General features: G+C 64.8%; 17 protein-coding genes. 7 read left to right on the top strand and 10 right to left on the bottom strand.

Annotated features, from left to right (window positions below; all coding sequences use genetic code 11):
- Positions 1 to 44: 44 nt before the first annotated feature.
- From rhmD to RQH62_RS14615, 7 genes are all read left to right on the top strand, one after another.
- Positions 45 to 1229 (top strand): L-rhamnonate dehydratase, encoded by a 1185-nt coding sequence (gene rhmD, locus RQH62_RS14645; protein ID WP_311269480.1) that lies wholly within the window; start codon positions 45 to 47, stop codon positions 1227 to 1229.
- 21 nt (positions 1230 to 1250) lie between these two features.
- Entirely contained in the window at positions 1251 to 2108 is an 858-nt protein-coding gene (locus RQH62_RS14640; protein WP_311269464.1) for a fumarylacetoacetate hydrolase family protein, read from the top strand.
- On the top strand, positions 2105 to 2857 hold the full coding sequence (locus RQH62_RS14635; protein ID WP_311269463.1) for an SDR family NAD(P)-dependent oxidoreductase: 753 nt from the start codon (positions 2105 to 2107) through the stop codon (positions 2855 to 2857). The genes RQH62_RS14640 and RQH62_RS14635 overlap by 4 nt, the downstream gene beginning before the upstream one ends.
- A gap of 192 nt (positions 2858 to 3049) precedes the next feature.
- Positions 3050 to 3952, top strand: coding sequence for an amidohydrolase family protein (locus tag RQH62_RS14630; RefSeq protein ID WP_311269462.1), 903 nt, complete (start codon positions 3050 to 3052; stop codon positions 3950 to 3952).
- Positions 3949 to 5010, top strand: a complete 1062-nt coding sequence (gene rhaT / locus RQH62_RS14625) for an L-rhamnose/proton symporter RhaT (protein WP_311269461.1) — start codon at positions 3949 to 3951, stop codon at positions 5008 to 5010. Before RQH62_RS14630 ends, rhaT begins: the two co-directional genes overlap by 4 nt.
- Positions 5010 to 6050: a glycoside hydrolase family 43 protein gene (locus RQH62_RS14620; protein ID WP_311269460.1), complete on the top strand. Its 1041-nt coding sequence runs from the start codon at positions 5010 to 5012 to the stop codon at positions 6048 to 6050. Before rhaT ends, RQH62_RS14620 begins: the two co-directional genes overlap by 1 nt.
- The gene (locus RQH62_RS14615) at positions 6037 to 6867 is read left to right on the top strand and encodes an alpha/beta hydrolase (RefSeq protein WP_311269459.1); all 831 of its coding nucleotides are present in this window, start codon (positions 6037 to 6039) and stop codon (positions 6865 to 6867) included. Before RQH62_RS14620 ends, RQH62_RS14615 begins: the two co-directional genes overlap by 14 nt.
- Positions 6868 to 6871: 4 nt before the next feature.
- Here the strand turns inward: RQH62_RS14615 and RQH62_RS14610 are convergent, their stop codons facing one another.
- From RQH62_RS14610 to RQH62_RS14565, 10 genes are all read right to left on the bottom strand, one after another.
- Positions 6872 to 7921, bottom strand: a complete 1050-nt coding sequence (locus RQH62_RS14610) for a LacI family DNA-binding transcriptional regulator (protein ID WP_311269458.1) — start codon at positions 7919 to 7921, stop codon at positions 6872 to 6874.
- Between the two features lie 44 nt (positions 7922 to 7965).
- A complete protein-coding gene (locus RQH62_RS14605) occupies positions 7966 to 8931 on the bottom strand; it encodes a family 43 glycosylhydrolase (protein WP_311269457.1) in 966 nt (321 codons plus the stop codon).
- Positions 8928 to 10118 carry an SGNH/GDSL hydrolase family protein gene (locus tag RQH62_RS14600; RefSeq protein WP_311269456.1) on the bottom strand — a complete coding sequence of 397 codons (1191 nt, stop codon included), beginning with the start codon at positions 10116 to 10118 and terminating at the stop codon, positions 8928 to 8930. Before RQH62_RS14600 ends, RQH62_RS14605 begins: the two co-directional genes overlap by 4 nt.
- Before the next feature lie 14 nt (positions 10119 to 10132).
- Positions 10133 to 11641 carry an MFS transporter gene (locus RQH62_RS14595; protein WP_311269455.1) on the bottom strand — a complete coding sequence of 503 codons (1509 nt, stop codon included), beginning with the start codon at positions 11639 to 11641 and terminating at the stop codon, positions 10133 to 10135.
- Between the two features lie 97 nt (positions 11642 to 11738).
- A complete protein-coding gene (locus RQH62_RS14590; RefSeq protein ID WP_311269454.1) occupies positions 11739 to 14213 on the bottom strand; it encodes a glycosyl hydrolase 115 family protein in 2475 nt (824 codons plus the stop codon).
- 24 nt (positions 14214 to 14237) lie between these two features.
- The gene (locus tag RQH62_RS14585) at positions 14238 to 15353 is read right to left on the bottom strand and encodes a glycoside hydrolase family 88 protein (RefSeq protein WP_311269453.1); all 1116 of its coding nucleotides are present in this window, start codon (positions 15351 to 15353) and stop codon (positions 14238 to 14240) included.
- A complete protein-coding gene (locus RQH62_RS14580; protein WP_311269452.1) occupies positions 15354 to 18347 on the bottom strand; it encodes a beta-galactosidase in 2994 nt (997 codons plus the stop codon).
- 4 nt (positions 18348 to 18351) lie between these two features.
- The gene (locus RQH62_RS14575; protein ID WP_311269451.1) at positions 18352 to 18666 is read right to left on the bottom strand and encodes an L-rhamnose mutarotase; all 315 of its coding nucleotides are present in this window, start codon (positions 18664 to 18666) and stop codon (positions 18352 to 18354) included.
- 81 nt (positions 18667 to 18747) lie between these two features.
- The gene (locus RQH62_RS14570) at positions 18748 to 20268 is read right to left on the bottom strand and encodes a glycosyl hydrolase family 28-related protein (protein ID WP_311269450.1); all 1521 of its coding nucleotides are present in this window, start codon (positions 20266 to 20268) and stop codon (positions 18748 to 18750) included.
- Positions 20268 to 21470, bottom strand: coding sequence for a rhamnogalacturonan acetylesterase (locus RQH62_RS14565; protein WP_311269449.1), 1203 nt, complete (start codon positions 21468 to 21470; stop codon positions 20268 to 20270). The genes RQH62_RS14570 and RQH62_RS14565 overlap by 1 nt, the downstream gene beginning before the upstream one ends.
- Positions 21471 to 21632 lie beyond the last annotated feature (162 nt).

The following is a 21632-nucleotide window of genomic DNA, read 5'->3' as shown; positions in this document are numbered from 1 at the left end:
ATGTTGAACGCGGGCTGAGTTGAGGGAGTTTTCGCGTGCCGATCGTGACGTTGCCGAAGATCAAGCATGTCCGCGCCTTTACCGTGCGCGGCGGTGGTGCCGACTATCATGACCAGGGCGAAGGCCACTGGATCGACGACCATATCGCCACCCCGATGTCGAAATATCCCGAATATCGCCAGTCGCGCCAAAGCTTCGGCATCAACGTGCTGGGCACGCTGGTGGTGGAGATCGAAGCGGAGGACGGCACCGTCGGTTTCGCCGTGACGACCGGCGGCGAACCGGCCGCCTATATCGTGGAAAAGCATCTCGCCCGCTTCCTCGAAGGGCGCTCGCCGACCGATTATGAGAAAATCTGGGACCAGATGTATTTCTCGACCCAATATTATGGGCGCAAGGGGCTGGTCATCAACGCCATCTCCGGCGTCGATCTGGCGCTCTGGGACTTGCTGGGCAAGCTGCGGCAGGAACCGGTCTATCATCTGCTGGGCGGCGCGGTGCGCGACGAACTGCAATTCTACGCCACCGGCGCGCGCCCCGACAAGGCGAAGGAATTCGGCTTCATCGGCGGCAAGATGGCGCTGCATCACGGCCCGGCCGAAGGCGTCGAGGGCCTCAAGAAGAACATCGCCGAACTGGCCGACATGCGCGCGAAGGTGGGCGATGATTTCTGGCTGATGTGGGATTGCTGGATGGCGCTCGACGTCGATTATGCCACTCGCCTCGCCATCGCCGCGCACGAACTCGGTCTCAAATGGATCGAGGAAGCGATCAGCCCCGACGACTATTGGGGCTATCAACAGCTCAAGCGCAACGTGCCCAAGGGCATGCTGGTCACCACCGGCGAGCATGAAGCGACCCGCTGGGGCTTCCGCATGCTGCTGGAAATGGATTGCTGCGACATCATCCAGCCCGATGTCGGCTGGTGCGGCGGCGTCACCGAACTCTTGAAGATCAGCGCGCTGGCCGACGCCCATGGCAAGATGGTCGTGCCCCATGGCTCGTCTGTCTACAGCTATCATTTCGTCATCACCCGCCACAACTCGCCCTTCGCCGAATTCCTGATGATGCACCCCGGACCGACCGAGGTGGTGCCGATGTTCCACCCGCAATTGCTGGGCGAGCCGGTGCCGGACAATGGCCGCCTGAAGGTGACCGCGCTCGACAAGCCGGGCTTCGGTGTCGACCTCAACCCCGACATCAAAATGCACCGCCCCTATACCCACTGATCTGACAGAGAGACTGACCCCATGAAATTCGTTCGTTTCGGCCAGCGTGGCCAGGAAAAGCCCGGCGTCATCGATGCTGACGGCCAGATTCGCGACCTGTCGGGCGTCGTGTCCGACCTGACCATCGAAAGCCTCGCCGCCGCCAAGGCCGCTGACATCGCCGCGCTGCCGGTCGTCGAAGGCGAACCGCGCTATGGCGTGCCGGTCAAGGGCATCGGCAAGATCGTCGCCATCGGCCTCAATTATGAGGATCATGCGATCGAATCGAACCTGCCGATCCCGACCGAACCGATGATGTTCATGAAGGCGCTGTCCTCGCTGAACGGCCCGAACGACGAAGTCGTGCTGCCCAAAAACAGCACCCATGGCGACTGGGAAGTCGAACTGGGCGTCATCATCGGCGAAACCTGCCGCTTCGTCAGCGAAGAGGAAGCCCTGTCGAAGGTCGCGGGCTACACGCTCGTCAACGACGTGTCCGAACGCTTCAACCAGAAGCAGCGCGGCACCCAGTGGAGCAAGGGCAAGGGCCACGACACTTTCTGCCCGGTCGGTCCCTGGCTGGTGACGCCGGACGAGGTGGGCGATCCGCAGAATCTCGACATGTATCTCACCATCAATGGTGAGCGGATGCAGACCGGCAACACGAAGACGATGATCTTCAACGTCGCCCAGCTCATCTCTTATGTCAGCGAATATATCACCCTCTATCCGGGCGACCTGATGATCACCGGCACCCCGCCGGGCGTGGGCGAGGGCAAGAAGCCCAATGCCATCTACCTGAAGGCCGGTGACGTCATGGAACTGGGCATCGAAAAGCTGGGCGTCCAGACGCAGAATGTCTCCGAATGGCGTCATCTGGGTGACGAGGTGCTGGGATGAGCGTCTGGTCGGGAAGATTTGAAGGCCAGACGGCGGTCATCACCGGCGGCGCTTCCGGGCTTGGCCGTCAGGTTGCCAAGCGCATCGTCGCCGAAGGCGGTGAAGTGGTGTTGTGGGATCTGAACGCGGAAGCGCTTGCGGAAGCGAAGGTGGAAGTCGCGGCAACGCACACCATCGCCCTCGACATTTCGGATCAAGCCGCTGTCGAAAAGGCAGCGGGAGAAAGCTTCCATGCTCTGGGCACCCGCATTGACGTGCTGGTCTGCTCGGCCGGCATCACCGGCGCAACGGCTGCCGTCTGGGACTATCCCGTCGACAGTTGGCAGCGGGTGATCGACATCAACCTCAACGGCCTCTTCTACTGCAATCGGGCCATCGTCCCGTTCATGCTCGAAAATGGCTATGGCCGGATCGTCAACCTGGCCTCTGTCGCAGGCAAGGAAGGCAATCCCAACGCCAGCGCCTATTCGGCGAGCAAGGCAGGCGTGATCGGCTTCACCAAGTCGCTCGGCAAGGAACTGGCCGGCAAGGGCGTCATCGCCAACGCGCTGACCCCCGCCACCTTCGAAAGCCCGATCCTCGCCCAGCTGCCCCAGAGCCAGGTGGACTATATGCGCTCGAAAATCCCGATGGGCCGCCTCGGCCTGATCGAGGAATCGGCCGCCATGGTCTGCTTCATGGCCAGCGAGGAATGTAGCTTCACCACCGCGTCCACCTTCGACACGTCGGGCGGCCGCACGACCTTCTAACCAAAGTTGCGCGGCGCGACCGGCCGAAAAGAGCCCAGCGCGCCGCAGTTATAAGACTCTCTCCGTTCGCCCTGAGCCTGTCGAAGGGCAGGCTGAGCGAAGTCGAAGCCTTCGCTGCGCTCTGGCAGGGGCTTCGACGTCGCTCAGCCCGAACGGAAGGGATGTCGCTGAACCATTGCACCGGAGAGGTCCATGATCCCCTTTGTCGATGCCCATATCCATCTGTGGGACTTGCACCATATCCGCTACGACTGGCTCAGCCCGCCCTTCTCGGACGATGGCCCCAATGGCAGCGTCGAGGCGATCGCGCATGATTATGGCATCGCCCAATATCGCGCCGACCTTGCCCGCTGGAATGTCGTGGGCGCAGTCCATGTCGATGCCGGCGCCGCGGCGGACAGCGCGTTGCGCGAAACCCAGTGGCTTGATGGCCTGGCCGCAGTCGAAGGTCTGCCCACCGGCCTCGTCGCCTTCGCCGCGCTGAACGATCCGGACGTCGATACTCTGCTGGCCGCGCAGGCGGCACACCCCCGCGTCAAGGGTATTCGCCACATCGTCAACTGGCATGTCGACCCGAAGCGCACCTACACGCCCGCCGACCTGACCGTCGATCCGCAATGGCAGGCCGGCTATGCCCTGCTCGCGAAACATGGCCTGTCCTTCGACCTGCAATGCTATCCGGGTCAGATGCCCGGCCTCGCCACGCTGATCGCCCGCCATCCCGACATTCCGGTCATCATCAACCATATGGGCATGCCGGTCCTGACCGATGCCGATGGCCTCGATGACTGGCGCCGGGGCATGAAGGCGCTCGCCGCGCTGCCCCATGTCGCGGTCAAACTGTCCGGCATGGGCTTCATCCGCCGCGACTGGAGCCTCGATACGATCGGCGACCTCGTCCGCGAAACCATCGACCTGTTCGGCGTCAACCGCTGCGCCTTTGCCAGCGACACCCCCACCGACAAGCTGTTCGGCCCGATCGATCGCTACATGGAGTCCTACCACGCCATCGTAGCGGATTTCCCGGAAGCCGATCGCCGCGCTCTCTTCGCTGGCAACGCCAATCGCCTCTATCGTCTGGGACTTGCCCTATGACCCCTAATCCGCTGCTCGGCGTCCTTTTCCACTGGCTGGGCGGCTTCGCCTCGGCCAGCTTCTACGTCCCCTTTCGCGGCGTCAAACGCTGGAATTGGGAAATCTACTGGCTGACCGGCGGCCTTTTTTCCTGGGTCATCGCGCCCTGGTTCTTCGCTTCGGTCCAGACCAGCGACCTGATGGGCGTCATGGCACAGGTGCCGTCCTCGGTTCTGGGCTGGTGCGTCTTCTTCGGCATCCTCTGGGGCTTTGGCGGCCTGACCTACGGCCTCACCATGCGCTATCTTGGCCTGTCGCTGGGCATGGCGGTGGTGCTGGGCCTGTGCACCGTCTTCGGCACGCTGATCCCGCCGATCTTCGACGGCACATTCATGACGGAGATCGCCGGCACGACCCATGGCCAGATCGTCCTCCTCGGCCTCGCCGTCACGCTGGCGGGCATCATCGTCGTCGCCCGTGCCGGCGCGCGCAAGGATGAGGCGCTCAGCACGGAGCAAAAGGCCGCCGCCGTCGCCGAATTCGATTTCAGGAAGGGCATCGCCGTCGCCATCTTCTCCGGCATCATGTCCAGCTGCTTTGCCTTCGGTCTGGCGGCGGGCGAGCCGGTCAAGGCGCTCTCCGCCGCCGCCGGTACCGGCCCCTTGTGGACCGGCCTGCCCACCCTCTGCCTCGTCATGTTCGGCGGCCTGATCACCAACGCGCTCTGGTGCGGCTGGCTGATCGTGAAGAATAAATCGGCCAGCCAGTGGATCGGCGCACCCGACGCCAGCGGCCAGCGCCCGAAGCTGCTCCTCAATATCCTGCTCTGCGCGCTCGCCGGCACCGCCTGGTATTTCCAGTTCTTCTTCTACACCATGGGTGAAAGCCAGATGGGCCGCTTCGGCTTCTCCAGCTGGACGCTGCACATGGCGTCGATCATCATCTTCGGCACCTGCTGGGGCTTCGCCTTCCGCGAGTGGAAGGATGCCGCGCCTGCCGTCCGCCGCATGGTGTGGAGCGGGGTCGGCCTGCTGATCCTCGCCACCATCATCATCGGCTATGGCAACCGGCTCGCCTGATGTGCAGACTGTTCGCCGCGCTGCTGCTGGCGCTCTCCGCTCCGGCAGCCGCGGCCGACGCGCCGCTGCTGACCTCTCACCTGCGCATCCATGATCCCTTCGTCGTCGCGGAGGAGAGCGCGAAGACCTACTGGCTCTTCTCGAAGAACGATCCGCTCGTCACCGGTGACAAGCGGCTCGGCATCATGGCCTATGCCAGCACCGACCTGACCCATTGGCGCAAGCCAAAGCTGGTCTTCGCCCTGCCGGACGACAATTGGGCCAATGAAGGCGGCTGGGCGCCCGAAGTCCATAGGTGGAAAGGTCGCTGGTATCTGTTCGCGACCTTCCACAATGACAAGGCGGCGATCGGCGCCACCGGGAAACGCCCGCTCTATCGCCGCGCCACCCTGCTTGCCGTCGCCGACCGGATCGACGGTTCCTACGCCCTTATCCACAAGGGCGAGCCGCCCACGCCCGTTACCGACATGACCCTCGACGGCACCCTCCATGTCGATGCGGCGGGCAAGCCCTGGATGGTCTATGCCCATGAATGGCTGCAAATGGGCGTCGGCACGATCGAGGCGCTGCCGCTCAAGGATGATCTGTCCCCCGCCGGCAAGGCTCGCCTCCTCTTCCGCGCCAATGACGCCGACTGGGTCGTCGGCCAGAAACAGCCCGAAGGCGACACCGGCACTGTCACCGACGGCCCGCAACTCTTCCGCACGAAGACCGGCACCCTGCTGATGCTCTGGTCCAGCTGGGGCAAGGACGGCTATGTTCAGGCGCAGGCCCGCTCGAAAAGCGGCACGATCGCCGGCCCCTGGGAGCAACTCGGCCCGCTGGTCGAGCGGGACAGCGGCCATGGCATGGTCTTCCGCGCCTTCGACGGCCGGCTGATGCTGGTCCTGCACCGCCCCTTCAAGCGCGCGCTCGCCAAATTCTACGCAATGCGCGACGCCGGCGACCGGGTCGAAGTGGTCCGCGAAGCGGTCGAACTGGACGGCGAAGCCTGGCCCACCCATGGCTGCCCGATGGAGGCGCAAGATGCTGGCTGCTGATCTGGTCTGGCCGCTGCACGATCCGGCAAGCGGCGCCTTCACGCTGGCGGATGAAGCGGCCGCCCCTGAACAGGCCCCCGAACAGGCGGTCGTCACCGCCGTCGATCGTCCGGTGCTGCTCGGCTACGTCCCCGAAGCGCCCAATGGCCGCGCCATGCTGATTCTCGGCGGTGGTGGCTATACCGCGCTGATGGCCGGGCGGGAGGGGGTACAGGTCGCCCGCTGGCTCACCGCGCTCGGCTATCACGCCTTCGTCCTCATCCATCGTTTCCCCCATGCCGGCACCGGCCCATCCGCACCGCTGGACGACGCACTGGCAGCGATGGCCATGATCCGCGCCAGCACGCTCGCGCCGAACGGACTGGGCGTGGTCGGCCTGTCCTCCGGCGGCCATCTCGCCGCCTGCCTGATCGCCGACTATCCGACGGCATGGGGCAGCGCCCAGTCCCAGCGGCCGGACATAGTCGTAATCGGCTACGCCCCCATCTCTACCAATGCGAAGGGCCGCACGATCATCGCGGACAAACCGCTTTTGCCGCCGCTGGAGAAGCAGGCGCTCTACGACGCGCTGCAACCCGATGCGCAGCTTTTGCCCGATCCGCCGCCGACCTTCATCGTCTATGCCGGCAATGATCCGGTCGTGCCGGTCGCCAACGCCCACCGTCTGCACGACGCACTGAAGGCAGCCGGCGCCTGCCCCGAACTTCATATTTTCGCCGACGCGCCCCACGGCTTCGCGCTCGATACGCCCGATCAGCCGGTATCGCTCTGGCCGCGCCTATGCGAAGCCTGGCTGCGACAGGTGGGGTTCCTGTAACCGATCAATGCCGCGCCGGCACTGCATCCGACTGGCGACGGATCAGCTGATAATCCAGCTTCACCTTGCCGATGATCCCGTCCGCGCCTTCATCCTGACTGCGGAACCGCATCGCCAGCAGGCCGATCGCTTCCCGGCTCATGTCGCGGATCGGCTGGCGGATGGTGGTCAGCGCCGGCCAGATCGCACTCGCCAGCGGCGTATCGTCGAACCCGCAAATGCTGATCTCGGCGGGCACATTGATCTTGCGCTGATGCGCCACGGTGATCGCCGCGGCCGCCATATCGTCATTGCAGGCAAAGATCGCCGTGGGCCGCGCGTCCAGCGCCATCAGCCGCTCCGCCGCATCCAGCCCGGACCGATAAGTGAAATCCCCCGGCACGATCAGCGCCTCGTCCACGTCCAGCGCATGATGCACCAGCGCGTCCTTATAGCCCTGCAAGCGCCGCGCGCTCGACCGGTGGCGCGGATTCCCCTCGATGAAGCCGATCCGCTTGTGCCCCAGTTCGATCAGATGCCGGGTCAGGTCATAGGCGGCATGGCGGTCGTCGGTGCTGACGCTCAGCATGTCGGGGCCATCCTGATCGGTGGCGATGGCGACGATGGCGATGTCGCGGGCGCGCAGCCCCTCGACCAGCTCCGCCCAGTCGCACAGGGGCGGGGGCAGGATCACGCCTGCCACATGGGCATGGGCGACCTGTTCGACAATCTCTGAGGCAAAAGCCCCCGGCGCGCATTGTTCGACCACCAGATGCAAATGCCGCTGCGGCGCCTCGCTCATCGCGCCCAGCAGCAATTCGCCCAGATAGGCCGATGTCGTGCTGTGGCTGTGCAGCAGGGCGACCCGCCGGTCCGCGCTCCCCGCCAGCGCCCGCGCCGACGCATTGGGAACATAGCCCAGCGCCTTGACCGCCAGGTCCACCGCGCGCTTCGCCTTGGCGCTGACCAGCGCCTTGCCGTTGACCGCGCGCGACGCGGTCATGATCGACACGCCCGCATGGGCGGCGACTTCCTTGATCGTGGGCGGTTTCTTCTTTGCGTCGCTCTTCTGCATCCGCTCCTCCCTAGCCGCTTTTGCGGCCAAGGAAAATCGGCTGTTCAGCGCGTCAGGCGAACATGGGCCGGCGCCTCGCGATCGACGCTGATGACGCCGCCCTTCTCCGTCAGTTCGGCGATCTGCAACACGCTGCGCCGCTTCCAGTCGGGATTGGCCTTGGCCTCTTCCTCGCCGTCCTGATGGACGAAATAGATTATATAGGCCCGGTCGCCCGCGACGATGATGTCGGGATGCTGCCCTTTGGCGCGGTCGGTCGGCTGCTGCCCTGGCGTGGCGAGGATATGCCCCGGCTGCGTCGTCCAATGCTGCCCATCGTCGGACCGCATCACCAGCAGCCCTTTCCAAGCATCGGAAATCAGCCAGTAGCGCCCCTTCCAGCGGAACGCTTTCGGCCCCTCACCCGGCGTCTGGGTCAATCGATCCTTGACCGTCCAGTGGATCAGATCGTCGCTGTCGGCGGTGACGATCGCCTTGTTCTGCCGCTCGTCATTGAAGAACAGCCGATACCCGCCTTTTGGCAGCGCCAGCACGCTCGCATCGATTACCCGGTCCGACCCCAGCTCCAGCTTCTCGCCGCAGGTCCAGTCTTTCAGGTCCGGGCTGGTCAGATGCACGATGAAGCGCGGCGCATTCCAGTCGCGAAACACGCCCGGCACCACCGTCAGCCACATATGCCACTGGCCTGCCAGCCATTGCACCTCGGGCGCCCACAGCGTCTCGCCGGTACAGCTTTTGGGAATGTTGGCCGTCCCGCCATAGGTCCAGTGCGCCCCATCCTTCGACCGGGCGACGCCGATTGCGGTACCATGCACCCAGCGCACATCTTTGGGATCGTCCATGGGCAGGTCGGCGCGGCGATTGGTGTAAAACATCACCCATTCGCCGGTCTGGCGATCGCGCACGGTGGAGGCATCGGCCGCCCCGTCATGCACCGGATCGCGGAACAAGGGTTTGGGCGCGACCGGCCCGCTCGCGGCGGCGGCCAGCATCAGCAGCGACGCAATCATCGCAGCAGCTTCAGGTCGACGGCGTCCGCCATGATCCGAAATCCTTCATCATTGGGATGCAGCGCATCGCCCACATCATAGGGCCTGGCCATGCGCGCAGGATCGGCCGGATCGGCGATCGCCTTGGCCAGATCGACAAAGCCGTCCGCCTCTCCATTCTGGCGAATCCAGTCATTGACCGCGACCCGCACCGCCTCGCCCTGCTCGCTCCAATAGTCCGCCCCCTTATAGGGCAGGATGGTAGCAAGGATGACCTTCACCCCCCGGTCATGCGCCCGCGCGATCATCTGGCGGTATGCTCCGATCAGGTCGTCGCGGGTCGGGATCGGGCGCTGTTGCGCAAAAGCCGACCCGATATCATTCACCCCCTCCAGCACCACCACATGGGTCACGCCCGGCACCGCGAGCACATCGGCGTCGAACCGCGCCAGCGCATTATGGCCATCACCCTCGCTCAGCAGCCGGTTGGCGCTGATCCCGGCATTGGCGACGCCGACCGACGTCCGCCCGGCCTTTTGCAACCGCTCCGCCAACAGGTCTGGCCAGCGCCGGTTGCTGTCCGGTGTCGCGCGCACCCCATCGGTAATGGAATCGCCCAGCGTCACGATGGTCGTGCCCACCCGGCGATTTTCCACTTCGACGCCGGACAATATGATGCGCGGCCCGATCACCGTCGCGTCGGTCAGGCTGGTCGCCCCGGTCTGGTCGCCCGGCGCAGTCCAGCCGGTCGCGGCGGAATAGCTGTGGACCGTCGCTTCCGGCGCCCCCTGCGGCAGATGCAGGCTGATGGTCAGCCGGGTCAGCGGCTTGACTGGCATGGCGATCGGATCGCTCAGCAACGGCGCGCGGGCCGGCACGGTCGCGCCCTGCGCCCCGTTGAAGGTCACGACATGGTCGGACCCCGCCACGATCGCACCATTCTCGTCCGCCAGCGCAACATGCACCGCGCCCAGCAGCAGCGGCTGGACCGACATCTCGTTCGACAGGCGCAGGCGGACACGCTGCCCGCCGCTGCTGATCCGCACCACCTGCCGCACGGTCCGGTCCTGCAAGTCCGGTCGCTTCTCCGGCGGCGCCTTCGACACCAAAGGCGCGGCCATCCAGCTACGCGACCAGCCTTCGGCCAGCGCCGGGGACGTCACCAGCGCGCCCGTCAGCATCAGGCCCAGCAAAAAGCTCCGCTGCATCATCATCCCCCTGTTCACCCCGCCGACCGGGCCACCGGGTTATTGCCCCATAGCTGGTCGTAGCGCCAGCCGGACAGATCCTCGACCACCATGGCGGCGGCGGGGGAGGAGGGGGTGGTGGCCCCGCTCCGCAGATGCTCGATCTCGCGCATCAAGATATCATGGGTGGCGGGGCTGAGGCGGAAGCGACGCGAAACGGCGATGCCGAACGCCAGACAGCCAACCGTCCCCACGCCCAGCAGCAGCGCCATGGTCAGGATCGCGCCATGACTCTGCGCTTGCGCGCCCGACACGAATCCGCCGGCCTGCATGATGAAGCCCACGCCCGCCACGGCGGCGGCCTGCGTCGCCTTGCGCACGAAGGTCATGACCCCGGCAAAGCTGCCCTCGCGCCGCTGCCCGGTGACGATCTCGTCCACGTCCGCCATATAATTGTACGTCGCCCAGGGAATATAATTGAGCGCCCCGCGCCCCAGACCCACCAATATGATCGGCAGCCAGATCCACGGGGACGTCGCCGGCACGCCCAGCAGCCACAGCGCCAGCAGCGCGAACACGCCCACTGCGAAGTCGGCGGCGGCCACCTGATAGGCCTTGGCCGGCGACGCGCGCAGCGCCAGGTTGATGGCGATGATCACCGCCACGAACTGCACGATATACATGGTCCCCAGCAGGCCCGACGCGATCGCCATCGACCCCGACAGGGCGAAGATCACGAAGAAGGTGAAGGCCGCGTTGAAAATATCCTGGCTGATATAACCGCCCAGATACATGCCCAGATGCAGGCGGAACGCCCGGATACGCATGGTCGAAAACAGGTTGCGATACAGCGCCTTCAACGCCTGCCCAGCGCCACCCGCACCCTTCTGCTCCGGCACCGCCGCCAGTCCGCCCGGCATATGCCGTTCCCAGCTGAACAGATAGAGCAGCCCGGCCGTCACCATGAACAAGGCGGCGAAGATCAGGCCCATGTAGAAGAAGGTGTCGGCGCTGTCCCGGCCCAGCGCGTTGATCAGCCACAGTGGCAGGAAGCCGGCCAGAATCGCCGACGCCTGCCCGAACAGGATGCGCGACCCTGCGAATTTCGCCTTGGTCCGGTAGTCGGTGGACATTTCCGCCGCCAGCGTCTCGAACGGGATGATCTCCATCGCGTAGACCAGCTCGAACAGCACATAGCTGACCAGATAATACCAGAATCCCTGCCCCGGCAGCCACATCAGCGCAAAGCTGGGCAGCAGGGGAATCGCCGCCAATATGAAGAAGCGCCGCCGCCCGAATGTCCGCCCCAGCCAGGTCGACCCGAAATGGTCGGAAATATAGCCGATCATCGGCGAGGCGAAGGCGTCCAGGATGCGCGCTACGGCAAAGATCGTCGCCGCCTGTCCCGCGCTCAATCCACAAAACTGGGTGTAGAAAATGAGCACCCAGCCGGAAATGACGGCCATCGACCCGGCACCCAGCACATCGTTGGAGCCATAGGCGAGATAGTTTTGCAGGCGGACGGGTCGGGTGGTTTCAGGCACGTGCAATTTCATCCTCGCCTTGGGGAGCGCCGGTGATTCTTATCCTCGGGCCAGGCATTAAATGCCACATAGTGGACGTCTATCACGCAATATGAAATTAATGCAAGGCGCGATCGGCCTCGATGGGCAGGAAACGCACCGCCTCGATCATCACCCCGCTATCGCTGGCCGACACCGTCAGATCATGCCGCCCGCCCGTCAGTTCGCCGGGCAGCGTCAGGCTCAGCCGATTGTCCAGCACCCCCATCGCCCAGTCCCGGTTCCCCGTCTCACGCGGTGTGATCAGCGCATGATCCGTACCGTCGATCCCTATCGTCAACCGCAACGGATCGCCATCCCGGTCGGCATAGGCGGGCGGCATATCCACCACCATGCGCCAGCGCCCGGCGGGCAAAGTGACGGCCGCCATGGCCCGACCACCGGTGCCGCTGGCGGCGAGCATCTCGGCCTGCCGGCCCAGCCCGTCCACCAGCCGCCATCCAGTCCCGGCAACAAAGTCGCGGGGCGAAACAGCTGTCCAACTCGCTGTCTCATGCGTTGCCGAAGCGCGCTGCACGACCGGCACGACCGCATCCACCGGCGGCAGGATCGGCGGGATCAGGCGATAGCTGCGCCATTGCCCATCGGCCGGCTCCACCGCCATCATCCCGCGCCATTTGCCGCCCGCAATGTCGCGATTATAGCGCCGGGTCAGCGCTCCGATCGCGGCATCGGCCTGATGCGCCATCTCGCCCCGCCGCGTCGCCTCGGCCAGATCGCTATCGCGCAGCCGGTCATGCGCTTCGGCCGCAAAGAAGCGCCGGTTCGCCGCCGCCGATGCCTGCACCGGATAGCCGACCAGCTCGAAAAAGGCGTCCCGTCGTTCAGGCGCGACCAGCGGCTCGATCCGCCCGACCGCTGCCTCCATCGCTGCAAAGGCCGCCAGCCGTTCATCGGCCTGCGCTATCGTCAGCGGACTTTGCCGCGCCTTCTCGCCCGGCAGATACCATTGAAGATGCTCCGGCCGCCGCGTGAAATTCAGCCGATGATAATCGCGCAGGATGGCCGCGACTGGCGCTGCCACCGCCGCGCCGATCGTCTCCGTAGCCCATTCTTCCACAAACTTATCCACAGCTTTTCCACGCACGCCGTCCACGTCCCATGCCATGCGCAGGAAATAGTCGGTGCCCAGTTCCGCCGGTTTCAGGTCGCCGACATTGACCACCCATAGGGTCCGCGCACCCTTGTCCCAGGCTCGCCCCATTTCCTGCCGGATCAGCGCGGGCGGCGTGGTCGACAACCAGAGATAGGAGAGCGGTGCACCCAGATAGGAGAGATGATAATAGACGCCCGACCCACCCTTGCGCGCCCGTTCGGCGGCATCGGGGAAATGGCGGATATAGCCGAAATTATCGTCCGGCCACATCAGCGTTACATCGTCCGGTACCTTCAGCCCCGCGCGATAGACGTCCAGTACCTCCTTGTAAGGCGTAAAGACCTGCGGCGCCTCACTTATGCCAGCCTTGCCCAGCATCGCCCGCTGGTCGGCGAATATCCGCTCCAGCGTGGCCCGCCGGTCCTCGATCGTCTTTGGCCCGACCATCCCGCTGTCATGAATGCCCCGCATCCCCAGCGTCCATACGCTTTCATAAGCGGCATTGGCCGTGACGCGCTCGCCCCAATAACGGCGCACGCCATCGGGGTTCTTCAGATAATCGAAATCCTCCGCCGGCGCGGTCCATTCGCCCACATTGTTGCGCAGCATCGGCTCGGCATGGCTCGATCCCATGACGATCGCATAGCGATCTGCCAGCGCTGCATTGGCCGGATCGGCATTGAACGGCCGCGTCACTTTGTGCATCGCCGGCCACAGCAGATTGGCCTTCAACCGCAGCAGCAGTTCGAAGAGTTTTTCATAAGTCTTCGGCCCCAGCGGCTTTTCATCGCGCGCATATGTGCCGGCTGCCCAGGGCACCAGCCCCCAATCTTCGTCGTTCAAAAATATGCCGCGATATTTGACCGAAGGTGGCCCGAACCGCTGCACGCCCTTCGCGACATAGAGCGCATCCCGATGCAGCGGCGTGACGTCCGCCCACCAGTGCCAGGGCGACATGCCGATCGCACGCGAGAGTTCATAGGCGCCATAGGCCGTCCCGCGCCGATCGCTGCCCATAATTACCAAGGCGCGGGGTACTCCCGGCGCCGGCCGATCGATCGTGACGATCAGGAAGCTTTCCCACGCGCCTTTCAGCTTGCCGACGTCGATCCGCTTCGCCGCGACCAGCCGGTCGATCGCTGCATGATGCCCCAGCGTCCCGATCCACACCTGCCCCGCGCCGCCTTCGGCCGCGCCGCTGACGGTGGCGATGTCCCGGCGCAGGTCGGCGGCGGCGATCCGCACAACCTCATGGTCCGCCGCATCGGTGACGATCCGCGCCGCCAGACCTTCCGCTGCCAGCGCAAAATCGCCCGCCTGCGCCCGATCATGCACCCAGTCCTCGGCCAGCGCCGGCGATCCCAGCAAAAATGCCGCCAGCCCGATCAGGCCGACGGCATTTTTGCGCAAAAGGCGAAAGAGGCACAGTCCTTCCACAGCCGTCCCCTTTCGCTCCTTGCCTCAGATATAGCTGCGCAAAAACTCGCCCAGCGCGCAGATGGCCAGACTCTGGCCATAGGGCATGGAGGTCAGCGCGATATCCTTGTAGAATTGCTGGCTACTGCCCATCGCGGTGCCGAAGCTGACCTGCTGCAACTCGCCGGCCTCATCGATATTGGCCAGAACGCCGCGCACCGCCTTGATCCCGACCTCCTCATAATGGCGCGGCAGATAGCCCTTTCGGACGCCCTTCAGGATACCATAAGCAAAGCCGGCGGTGGCCGAGGCTTCCAGATAGCTGGTCGGATCGACGATCAGCGTATGCCACAGGCCCGTCTCCGCATCCTGCGTTTCGGCCAGCGTCTTTACCTGCGCTGCCAGCGTATCGATCAGGAAAGTGCGGAAGAAATCGCCCTCCTTCAGGTCCAGAATCTCGATGATCTCGGGGATGGCGATCGTCACCCAGCAATTGCCCCGCGCCCAAAGGGCTTCGGCATAATTATGCCGCCCGTTGAAGTCCCAGCCATGGAACCACAGGCCGGTCTTCGTATCGTAGAGATATTTGATATGGACCAGGAACTGCCGCTTGGCCTCCTCGATATAGGCCGGACGGTTCAGCAGCAGGCCGATCTTGGCCAGCGGCAGCACCGACATCATCAGCGTGTCGTCCCACATTTCGCCGGGGTTTTCGTCATTATAGACGATATGCTGGAACCCGCCTTCCTCGGTCTTGGGCAGGCCGTCATCCGCCATCAGCCATTCGGCCCAGGTGTCCAGATAGGGGATGTAGCGCGGGTCCGGCTCATATTCATACAGATAGGCCAGCGTGATGAACGGGGCCATCGTGTTGATATTCTTGGTCGGCGTGCCCTCGGCAAAGCGATCCTCGAACCACTGCTTGATGATTTCCAGCGCCTTATAGTCGCCGGTCTGCTCGAAATAGCGCCACATGCCGAACAGGCCGACGCCATGGGTCCATTCCCATCCGGCCCATCCCTTGGTGTCGATGATGCGACCGTCCTCCAGATGGAGCAGGAATTCGCCCGTCTCGTCCTTGATATTGACGAGATTGTCCATCAGCCGGTCGATGGAATCGACGACCTGCTGGCGCGGGACATCATGATGGATAGCGGCCACTTACTTGGTCTCCTTGAGGTCTGAAGGTGCGTTTGGCGCGGCAACCATCTGCACTGGCAGACCGCCTTTCACGGTATGAAGGGTGATAAGGCGCACGCTTTCCAGCGCGTCGCCCGGCTGGCCATCGGATGTGACGGCCAGCGCGATATGATTCTTGCCCCGGTGATGGAGGATGCCTTCGGGGATGGGGAAGGTGCGTTGCGGCCCGACATGGGCGATGAACTGCCCCATGTTCCAGCCATTGACGAAGATCAGCACGCGATAGCGGACCGGGGAACGCGGTTTGGACGCATCGCCGAAACTCAGGCCAATGGTCGCATCCTGCCCCTTGGGCACATTGAGCGCGAAGCTGGTGCGATACCAACTGGTGCCCGCATCGGCCTGCGCCGCGGGCACGCTGACCTTGTCCCACGCCTTGTCGTCGAAACCGGGCAAGTGCCATCCCATGCGTTCGCCATAGAGGCCGCCATTGTTGGCCGGCCCGCGCACCGGATCGGGCAGGGTTTCGCCGCCCTGCTTGCCCTGAATCTTCCACTCGATCGGCACGGCGAAGCTGCGCCCGCTGGGGCCGTCCTCCAGCGAGGCGGAGATCAGGCCGCGCGCTTCCTTATGGAAATCGTCGCTGTCCAGATCCCAATTATGGCCGTTGTTGCGGACCATGACGGACAGGACATGCGCGCCGCTCTGCGCGCTGGCGGGCAGGGCGAAGCGCGCCGTCCCGGTGGTGATCGGTCGAGGCACGCCATTTGAGGTTTCCGCCTCGCCGATAAACTGTCCGTCCACCCATGCCTGCACCAGTCCCGCGCCACCCGCCCCGTAGAAGAGCGAGAGCGCCTTGGTGTCCGGCGTCCCGGTAAAACGGCCGCGATACCAGACATCGCCGTCATGAAAGCCATAGGCGTCCATGCTCATATTGGGCTGGCCGTCCGGGCGGATCGTGGTCGGCGCATAGGATCGCCGGTCGACCGCCTGCCATGCGCTGTCGTCAAATGCCGGATCGGCTTCCGGCGATCCCTTGGCCATGCGCCAGTCGGTGAGCGCGGGCAGGGCGAACTCCGCCGGCCCGCTCAGCGCCTGCGTCGCGATCAGGCTACCCGATGCGCCGACCTTGGTCGCGACCTTCGCGCCGTTCCAGCTGATGGCGCGAACCGCCTTGGGCGCCCACACTTCCAGCCCATCGGCACCATCCGTGTCGCCGGTGAGAGCAAGTGTGCCGCCCGTGGCAACCGCCGACCGTACCAGCGCAGGGCCGCGCACCAGCGCATCGCCCTGTCGCCAATAATGCGCGCCTTCCGCCTCATCCGCGACGATCAGCGTCAGCGGTGGGCGATCCCCACCCTCGATCCGCACGATCGCCCGGCCCTGATGCGTGTAGCCCAGCTTCAGGTCGCCCTTGGCCGCGTCAAATGCGCTCGAAACCTGCCCCTCCAGCACCGTCACCTTGGGCGCGGTGGCATAGCGCAGCACCGTTTCCCCCGGCTCACCCGCGCGGCCATAGAGCAGCATCACGCCATCCTGCGACGATTGCAGCTCCGACGTCGAATAGACCAGCCGCTGTCCGTTCAGGGTCACGCCCGCGACCAGCCACTTGGCGTCGAAGCCATTCAACTGCATCGGTACGGTATAGTGCCCGTCCGGCAGGTCCGCAGTAAAGCTGAACGCGTCGTTCGTCTGCCCGTTGGACGGCTTGTGCGTCACCATCAGGAAGCGCGCGTCCGTCTCAGGACTCTTGTTGTGGTAAATCTGGATGTTGGGCGATGAAATCACCGGCTGCCCCGCCGGGATCATGCCCGCCAGTTCGGGCACGGACGCGATCAGCCCGCCCAACGCCTTCATCTCCATCGCCTTGTCGCGCAGCACGCGCGGCTCGGAAATGGCCGATCCATAATCGTAACTGGTGAACACTACCGGCGCCGGCAACCAGCCCCAGCTGGTGCCGCCATAGCTCATATAGAAGCTCTGGATGCCGATCCCGTTGGCCAGATTGGTGCCGTAAAACACCCGCTGGAACCGCTTGCCGCGCTGGATCGCGTTGCACTCATAACCGCCGTTCGACCCCCAATAGTCGAACCAGCCGCCACCAAATTCCGCCAGAAACCCCGGCGTGTCAGGCGATGCGGATGCGCCGCCCTTCGCCCCGCCCGGACCATAATAGCCCCAGTCGGGGGCGGCGACGTCACGGGTCGGCTTGCCCTCCACGGTGCAGGTGCCGCCGGGATAGCCGTCGAACGCATACATATCGTTCGGGCCATGCACGACCTTGTCCACCTTGCTGCTGTCCGGCACCCAATAGCCGTTGCGGCCCTGATCATTGTGGAACAGCGGCACGCTGATGCCGTCGGCCCGCGCCTTGGCATAGAGATGGTCCATATAGCGCCGCTGCGCCGGGGTCGTCAGCGCCAGCTCATTTTCGATCTGGTGCAGGATGACGCCATAGCGGCGCTTGGGGTCGGCGTTGATCTGATGCTTCGCGATGATCGGATTGATGCGGCTCAGCCATTCGTCGGCCGCTTTCAGATAATCCGGGTCATCGGTGCGGGCGCGGGCGCGCTGGTTCACCAGCCAGCCGGGAAAGCCGCCGCGCGACAATTCCGCATTCACATAGGGCCCGGCGCGGGTGATGACGTAGAGGCCTTCCTCCTCCGCCATGGTCAGCAGCCGGTCGATGTCGCGAATGCCGCTGAAATCATACACGCCCTGTTTCGGGCTGTGATAGCCCCAGTCGAAATAGAGGGCGACGCTGTTGTAACCGCTCGCCTTCATCTTCTGGAGGATGTCGCGCCACAGATCGGGGGAGGGCAGGCGGAACGGATGAAACTCGCCGCCCCACACCACCAGCCGCTTGCCATCGACCATCAGCGACCGGGCGTCATAGGACACGCGCCCGAACGTCTTGACCGGGGCGGAGAGGTTGGCGGTCGGCTTTGCCTCCTGCGCGACGGCAGGCATGGCAAGGGCGGACCCCAGCAACAGGGCAGCGATCAGCGAACGCATGGCGTCAATCCATGTGGAACAGCAGGGGGAGCGGCCATTCCTTCGGCTGGTTGCCGGGCCGCACTTCCATCAGCGGCGCCATATAATCCCACCAGCGCTGCATGATCGGATGATCGGGCAGGCTGTCGCGGCTGTTATCCGCGCGCAGCTTCAGCACCGCGAACAGGCTCAGCGTCTCTTCGTCCAGGAAGATCGAATAGTCGTGGATGCCTGCTTCGGTCAGCAGCGCGGACAATTCCGGCCAGATTGCATCATGGCGTTTGCGATATTCGTCCACCACGCCGGGCTTCAGCTGCATCTTGAAGGCATGGATGGACATATTCTCTCCCCTCGCTCCCACCTATGAAACCATATTGTGGAACGTTCTACCTATATTTGGTAACACCGTCCCATATGTTCGTCAACGCCAGAGCAGCGTGTTCCGGACCGAAAAGCGCTGTACATCCTCCAGTGCAAAGGGCGGTCGCTGGTCGGCCTGCATCGTCCCGGCGGTGAAGCGGTCGATCATCAGCCCGTCCACATGCCGCGCCCACAAGGCCCAGCAGGGCAGCACGCCGAACATGCTCGGCTCCGGATAGGCGTCCGGCAGTTCGGCCGGGACACGCGCCGCATCCGCCGCCGTGCCGCCACCACGATATTCCAGATGCACGTCGCGCAATGTCACATCGCGGATCGGATGCCCCGCCAAGCCAGCGATTGCAGCAGGAAAGCGATGGTCGATCCCGCGCGCATCCACCTCGCGGATCGTCACCCCCTCGATCAAGCCCACGCCCGTCCCCGCCGGCCCGCGCCGCCGGTCGCCCAGCCGCAGGAACAGCGGCGCGGTGGTGACGTCACGCATCGTCAGCCGCTGCGCCACGACATGCTCCATGACGCCGCCGTCCACCGTCTCCAGCGCCAGCCCCCGGCACCGGGTGAAGCGGCAATCCTCGATCCGCACATTGCGATATCCGCCATTGCTCTCGGTGCCGAGCTTGATCCGCCCCGTCACCCGGTCCCGATCGGGTGCGATCTCCTGGGTGGTCCGCTTCGTCCCATCGACCAGCGACCCCATGTCATATCCCGACACATCGCAGTCGCGGATCAGGATATTCTCCGCCGCGATGGCCCGGCCCAGCGCAAAGCTGCTCTTCACCACGATCCCGTCGTCATTGGGCGAATTGACCCGGCATCGCTCGACAATCACATCCTGCACGCAGTCCAGATCAATCCCGTCCCGCTCGGTATCGATGGTCAGCCCCTCGATCCGCAGGGCGCGCGTGCCCGTTGCCAGAATCGCGAAATGCCCGCCCTTCAAGATGGTGAAGCCCGACAGATGAATGTCGCGCCCGTTCTTCAGTGCAATCGTCTTGTTGCCCAGCCCCTGCATCGCGGCAGCGGCGGGTTCCAGTTCCGCAATCTGCGCGTCGCTCATGCCTTGCATCGACAGCGGCCGCTCGCCCGCCTGTTTCTTCCACCGCGCGCCCGGTCCATCGCGGGTCAGGCCGATCCCATGGATCATCCCCGGCCCGATGATCGCCACCTGCTCGATACCCTCGCCCCAGATCAGGCTGTTGCGCCAATGGCTATGGCCGAAATCCTGATAAAGCTGCTCGATGCCGGCTTCGGGCAAGTCATATTGCCCGCCATGGCGCGCCGGATCGGCCGCCTCGATCACCGCCCCTTCAGCGAGCAGCAGCGTGACGCGGCTCTGCAACCGAATCGAAAAGCAGAGGTATCGCCCGCGCGGCAGGATCACCGTCCCGCCGCCCGCGCGAGACGCCGCTTCGATCGCGGCATTGATCGCCCCGCTGTCGATCGCGATGCCATCGCCCTTCGCGCCATGACCGCGCACATCGAAATGCCGCGCCGCATGCGCCGGAAAGACCGGCAACCACAGCGCAGCGGCGCCCAGCGCCAGTTCCCGACGGCTCATGCGCATCAATTGCCCGCCGGCCGCTGGTCGTTGCGGATCAGGCTGGAGACGATCGACACCGTCTCCAGTTGCGGCCGGCCCGGCATGAAGGCCGGCGCGGTCACATGCTCCGCCAGCGTCGGCACCTGCGCTCTGATTCGCTCCGCCACCGCCCGCGCCAGCAACCAGGCGCCGCTGTCATTATGATGCGTCTTGTCCTTGCCGCCATCGTTGAAGATGGACGGCGCGACCTCCGGCCCCAGCGCCTCATAGATCGCCTTGCTGTCCGCGTTCAGGTCGATCAGCGGCACGCCATCTTCCGCCGCGACCTTGCGCACCGCCGCCGCATAGGCACCCAGCGTGTCCTTTATCCGCCCGGCGTCATCGAAATTGCGCCGCTCGGGCGACGTCACCAGCACCGGCTGCGCGCCGCGCCGTCGCGCCTCGGCGATATAGGCGCGCAGCCAGGCGGGATAGGTCACATCCGCGTCCGCATAGGTCTGCGGCCATTCGGCCTTCTGGTCATTATGGCCGAACTGGATGAACAGCCAGTCGCCCGCCTTCATCCCCGCCAGCAGCTTGTCGAAGCGCAGGTCGGTCAGGAAGGATTTGAGTGTCGCCCCAGACTTGGCATGATTGGCGACCACAACCTTGTCGTCCAGCATGGCGGGCAGCATCTGGCCCCAACTGGCGGCCGGCTCGGCATATTGGTCGGTCACGGTCGAATCGCCGGCCAGAAAGATCGTCGGCGCCCGCACCGGCTCGATCCGCACCGACCGAACGGCCGGCTTGCCCAGAAACTCCAGCGTCAGCTTCTCGTCCCAGGTATATTCCTGCGCATCGCGGGCGTCGATCCGCACCGCGCTGCCGCCCGGCGCATTGGCCGGCGGCGGCGTCAGGGCAGGGGTGCGCACATTGACCAGAAAACTCCGTTCGACCGTCTCGCCTCGGCGCGTGACGACATGGTTCAGCATCAGCCGCCGCGCCTCCGCCTTCACTGTCGTGTCACCAGCCTGCGCGCCGCCCAGCGTCAGCGTCACGCGATAGTCGCCTTCCGGCAGCGCCACGGAAAAGAGGAAGCCGCCCGCACTGCCGCCCGGCTCCACGCCATGGCCACCTCGATCATAGGGCCGCTGCCGTTCGGCCGACTCGGGGCGCAGGTCGAACTGCTGAGTCGCGGCCATCGGCGTGGCGGAAAGCATCAGGGCGAGGGCGGCGGATATCGGCATGTGAGGAACCATCCGATCGGGGGATACGGAAAAAGGGAGCGCCACGAGACGCCGCAGCGCTCCCCCAGATCAACCGCCCGTGCAGAGGCAGTTGAATATTAATCCCGTTAAATAGGCATATAATCCATATATAGGGACATGATGGCGGTCAATGGGTCTGGC

The sequence above is a fragment of the Sphingobium sp. WCS2017Hpa-17 genome (assembly GCF_031843765.1).
GTDB lineage: Bacteria > Pseudomonadota > Alphaproteobacteria > Sphingomonadales > Sphingomonadaceae > Sphingobium.
The sequence above is the reverse complement of the archived record's forward strand: the minus strand, read 5'-3'. Positions and strand labels throughout refer to the sequence as shown.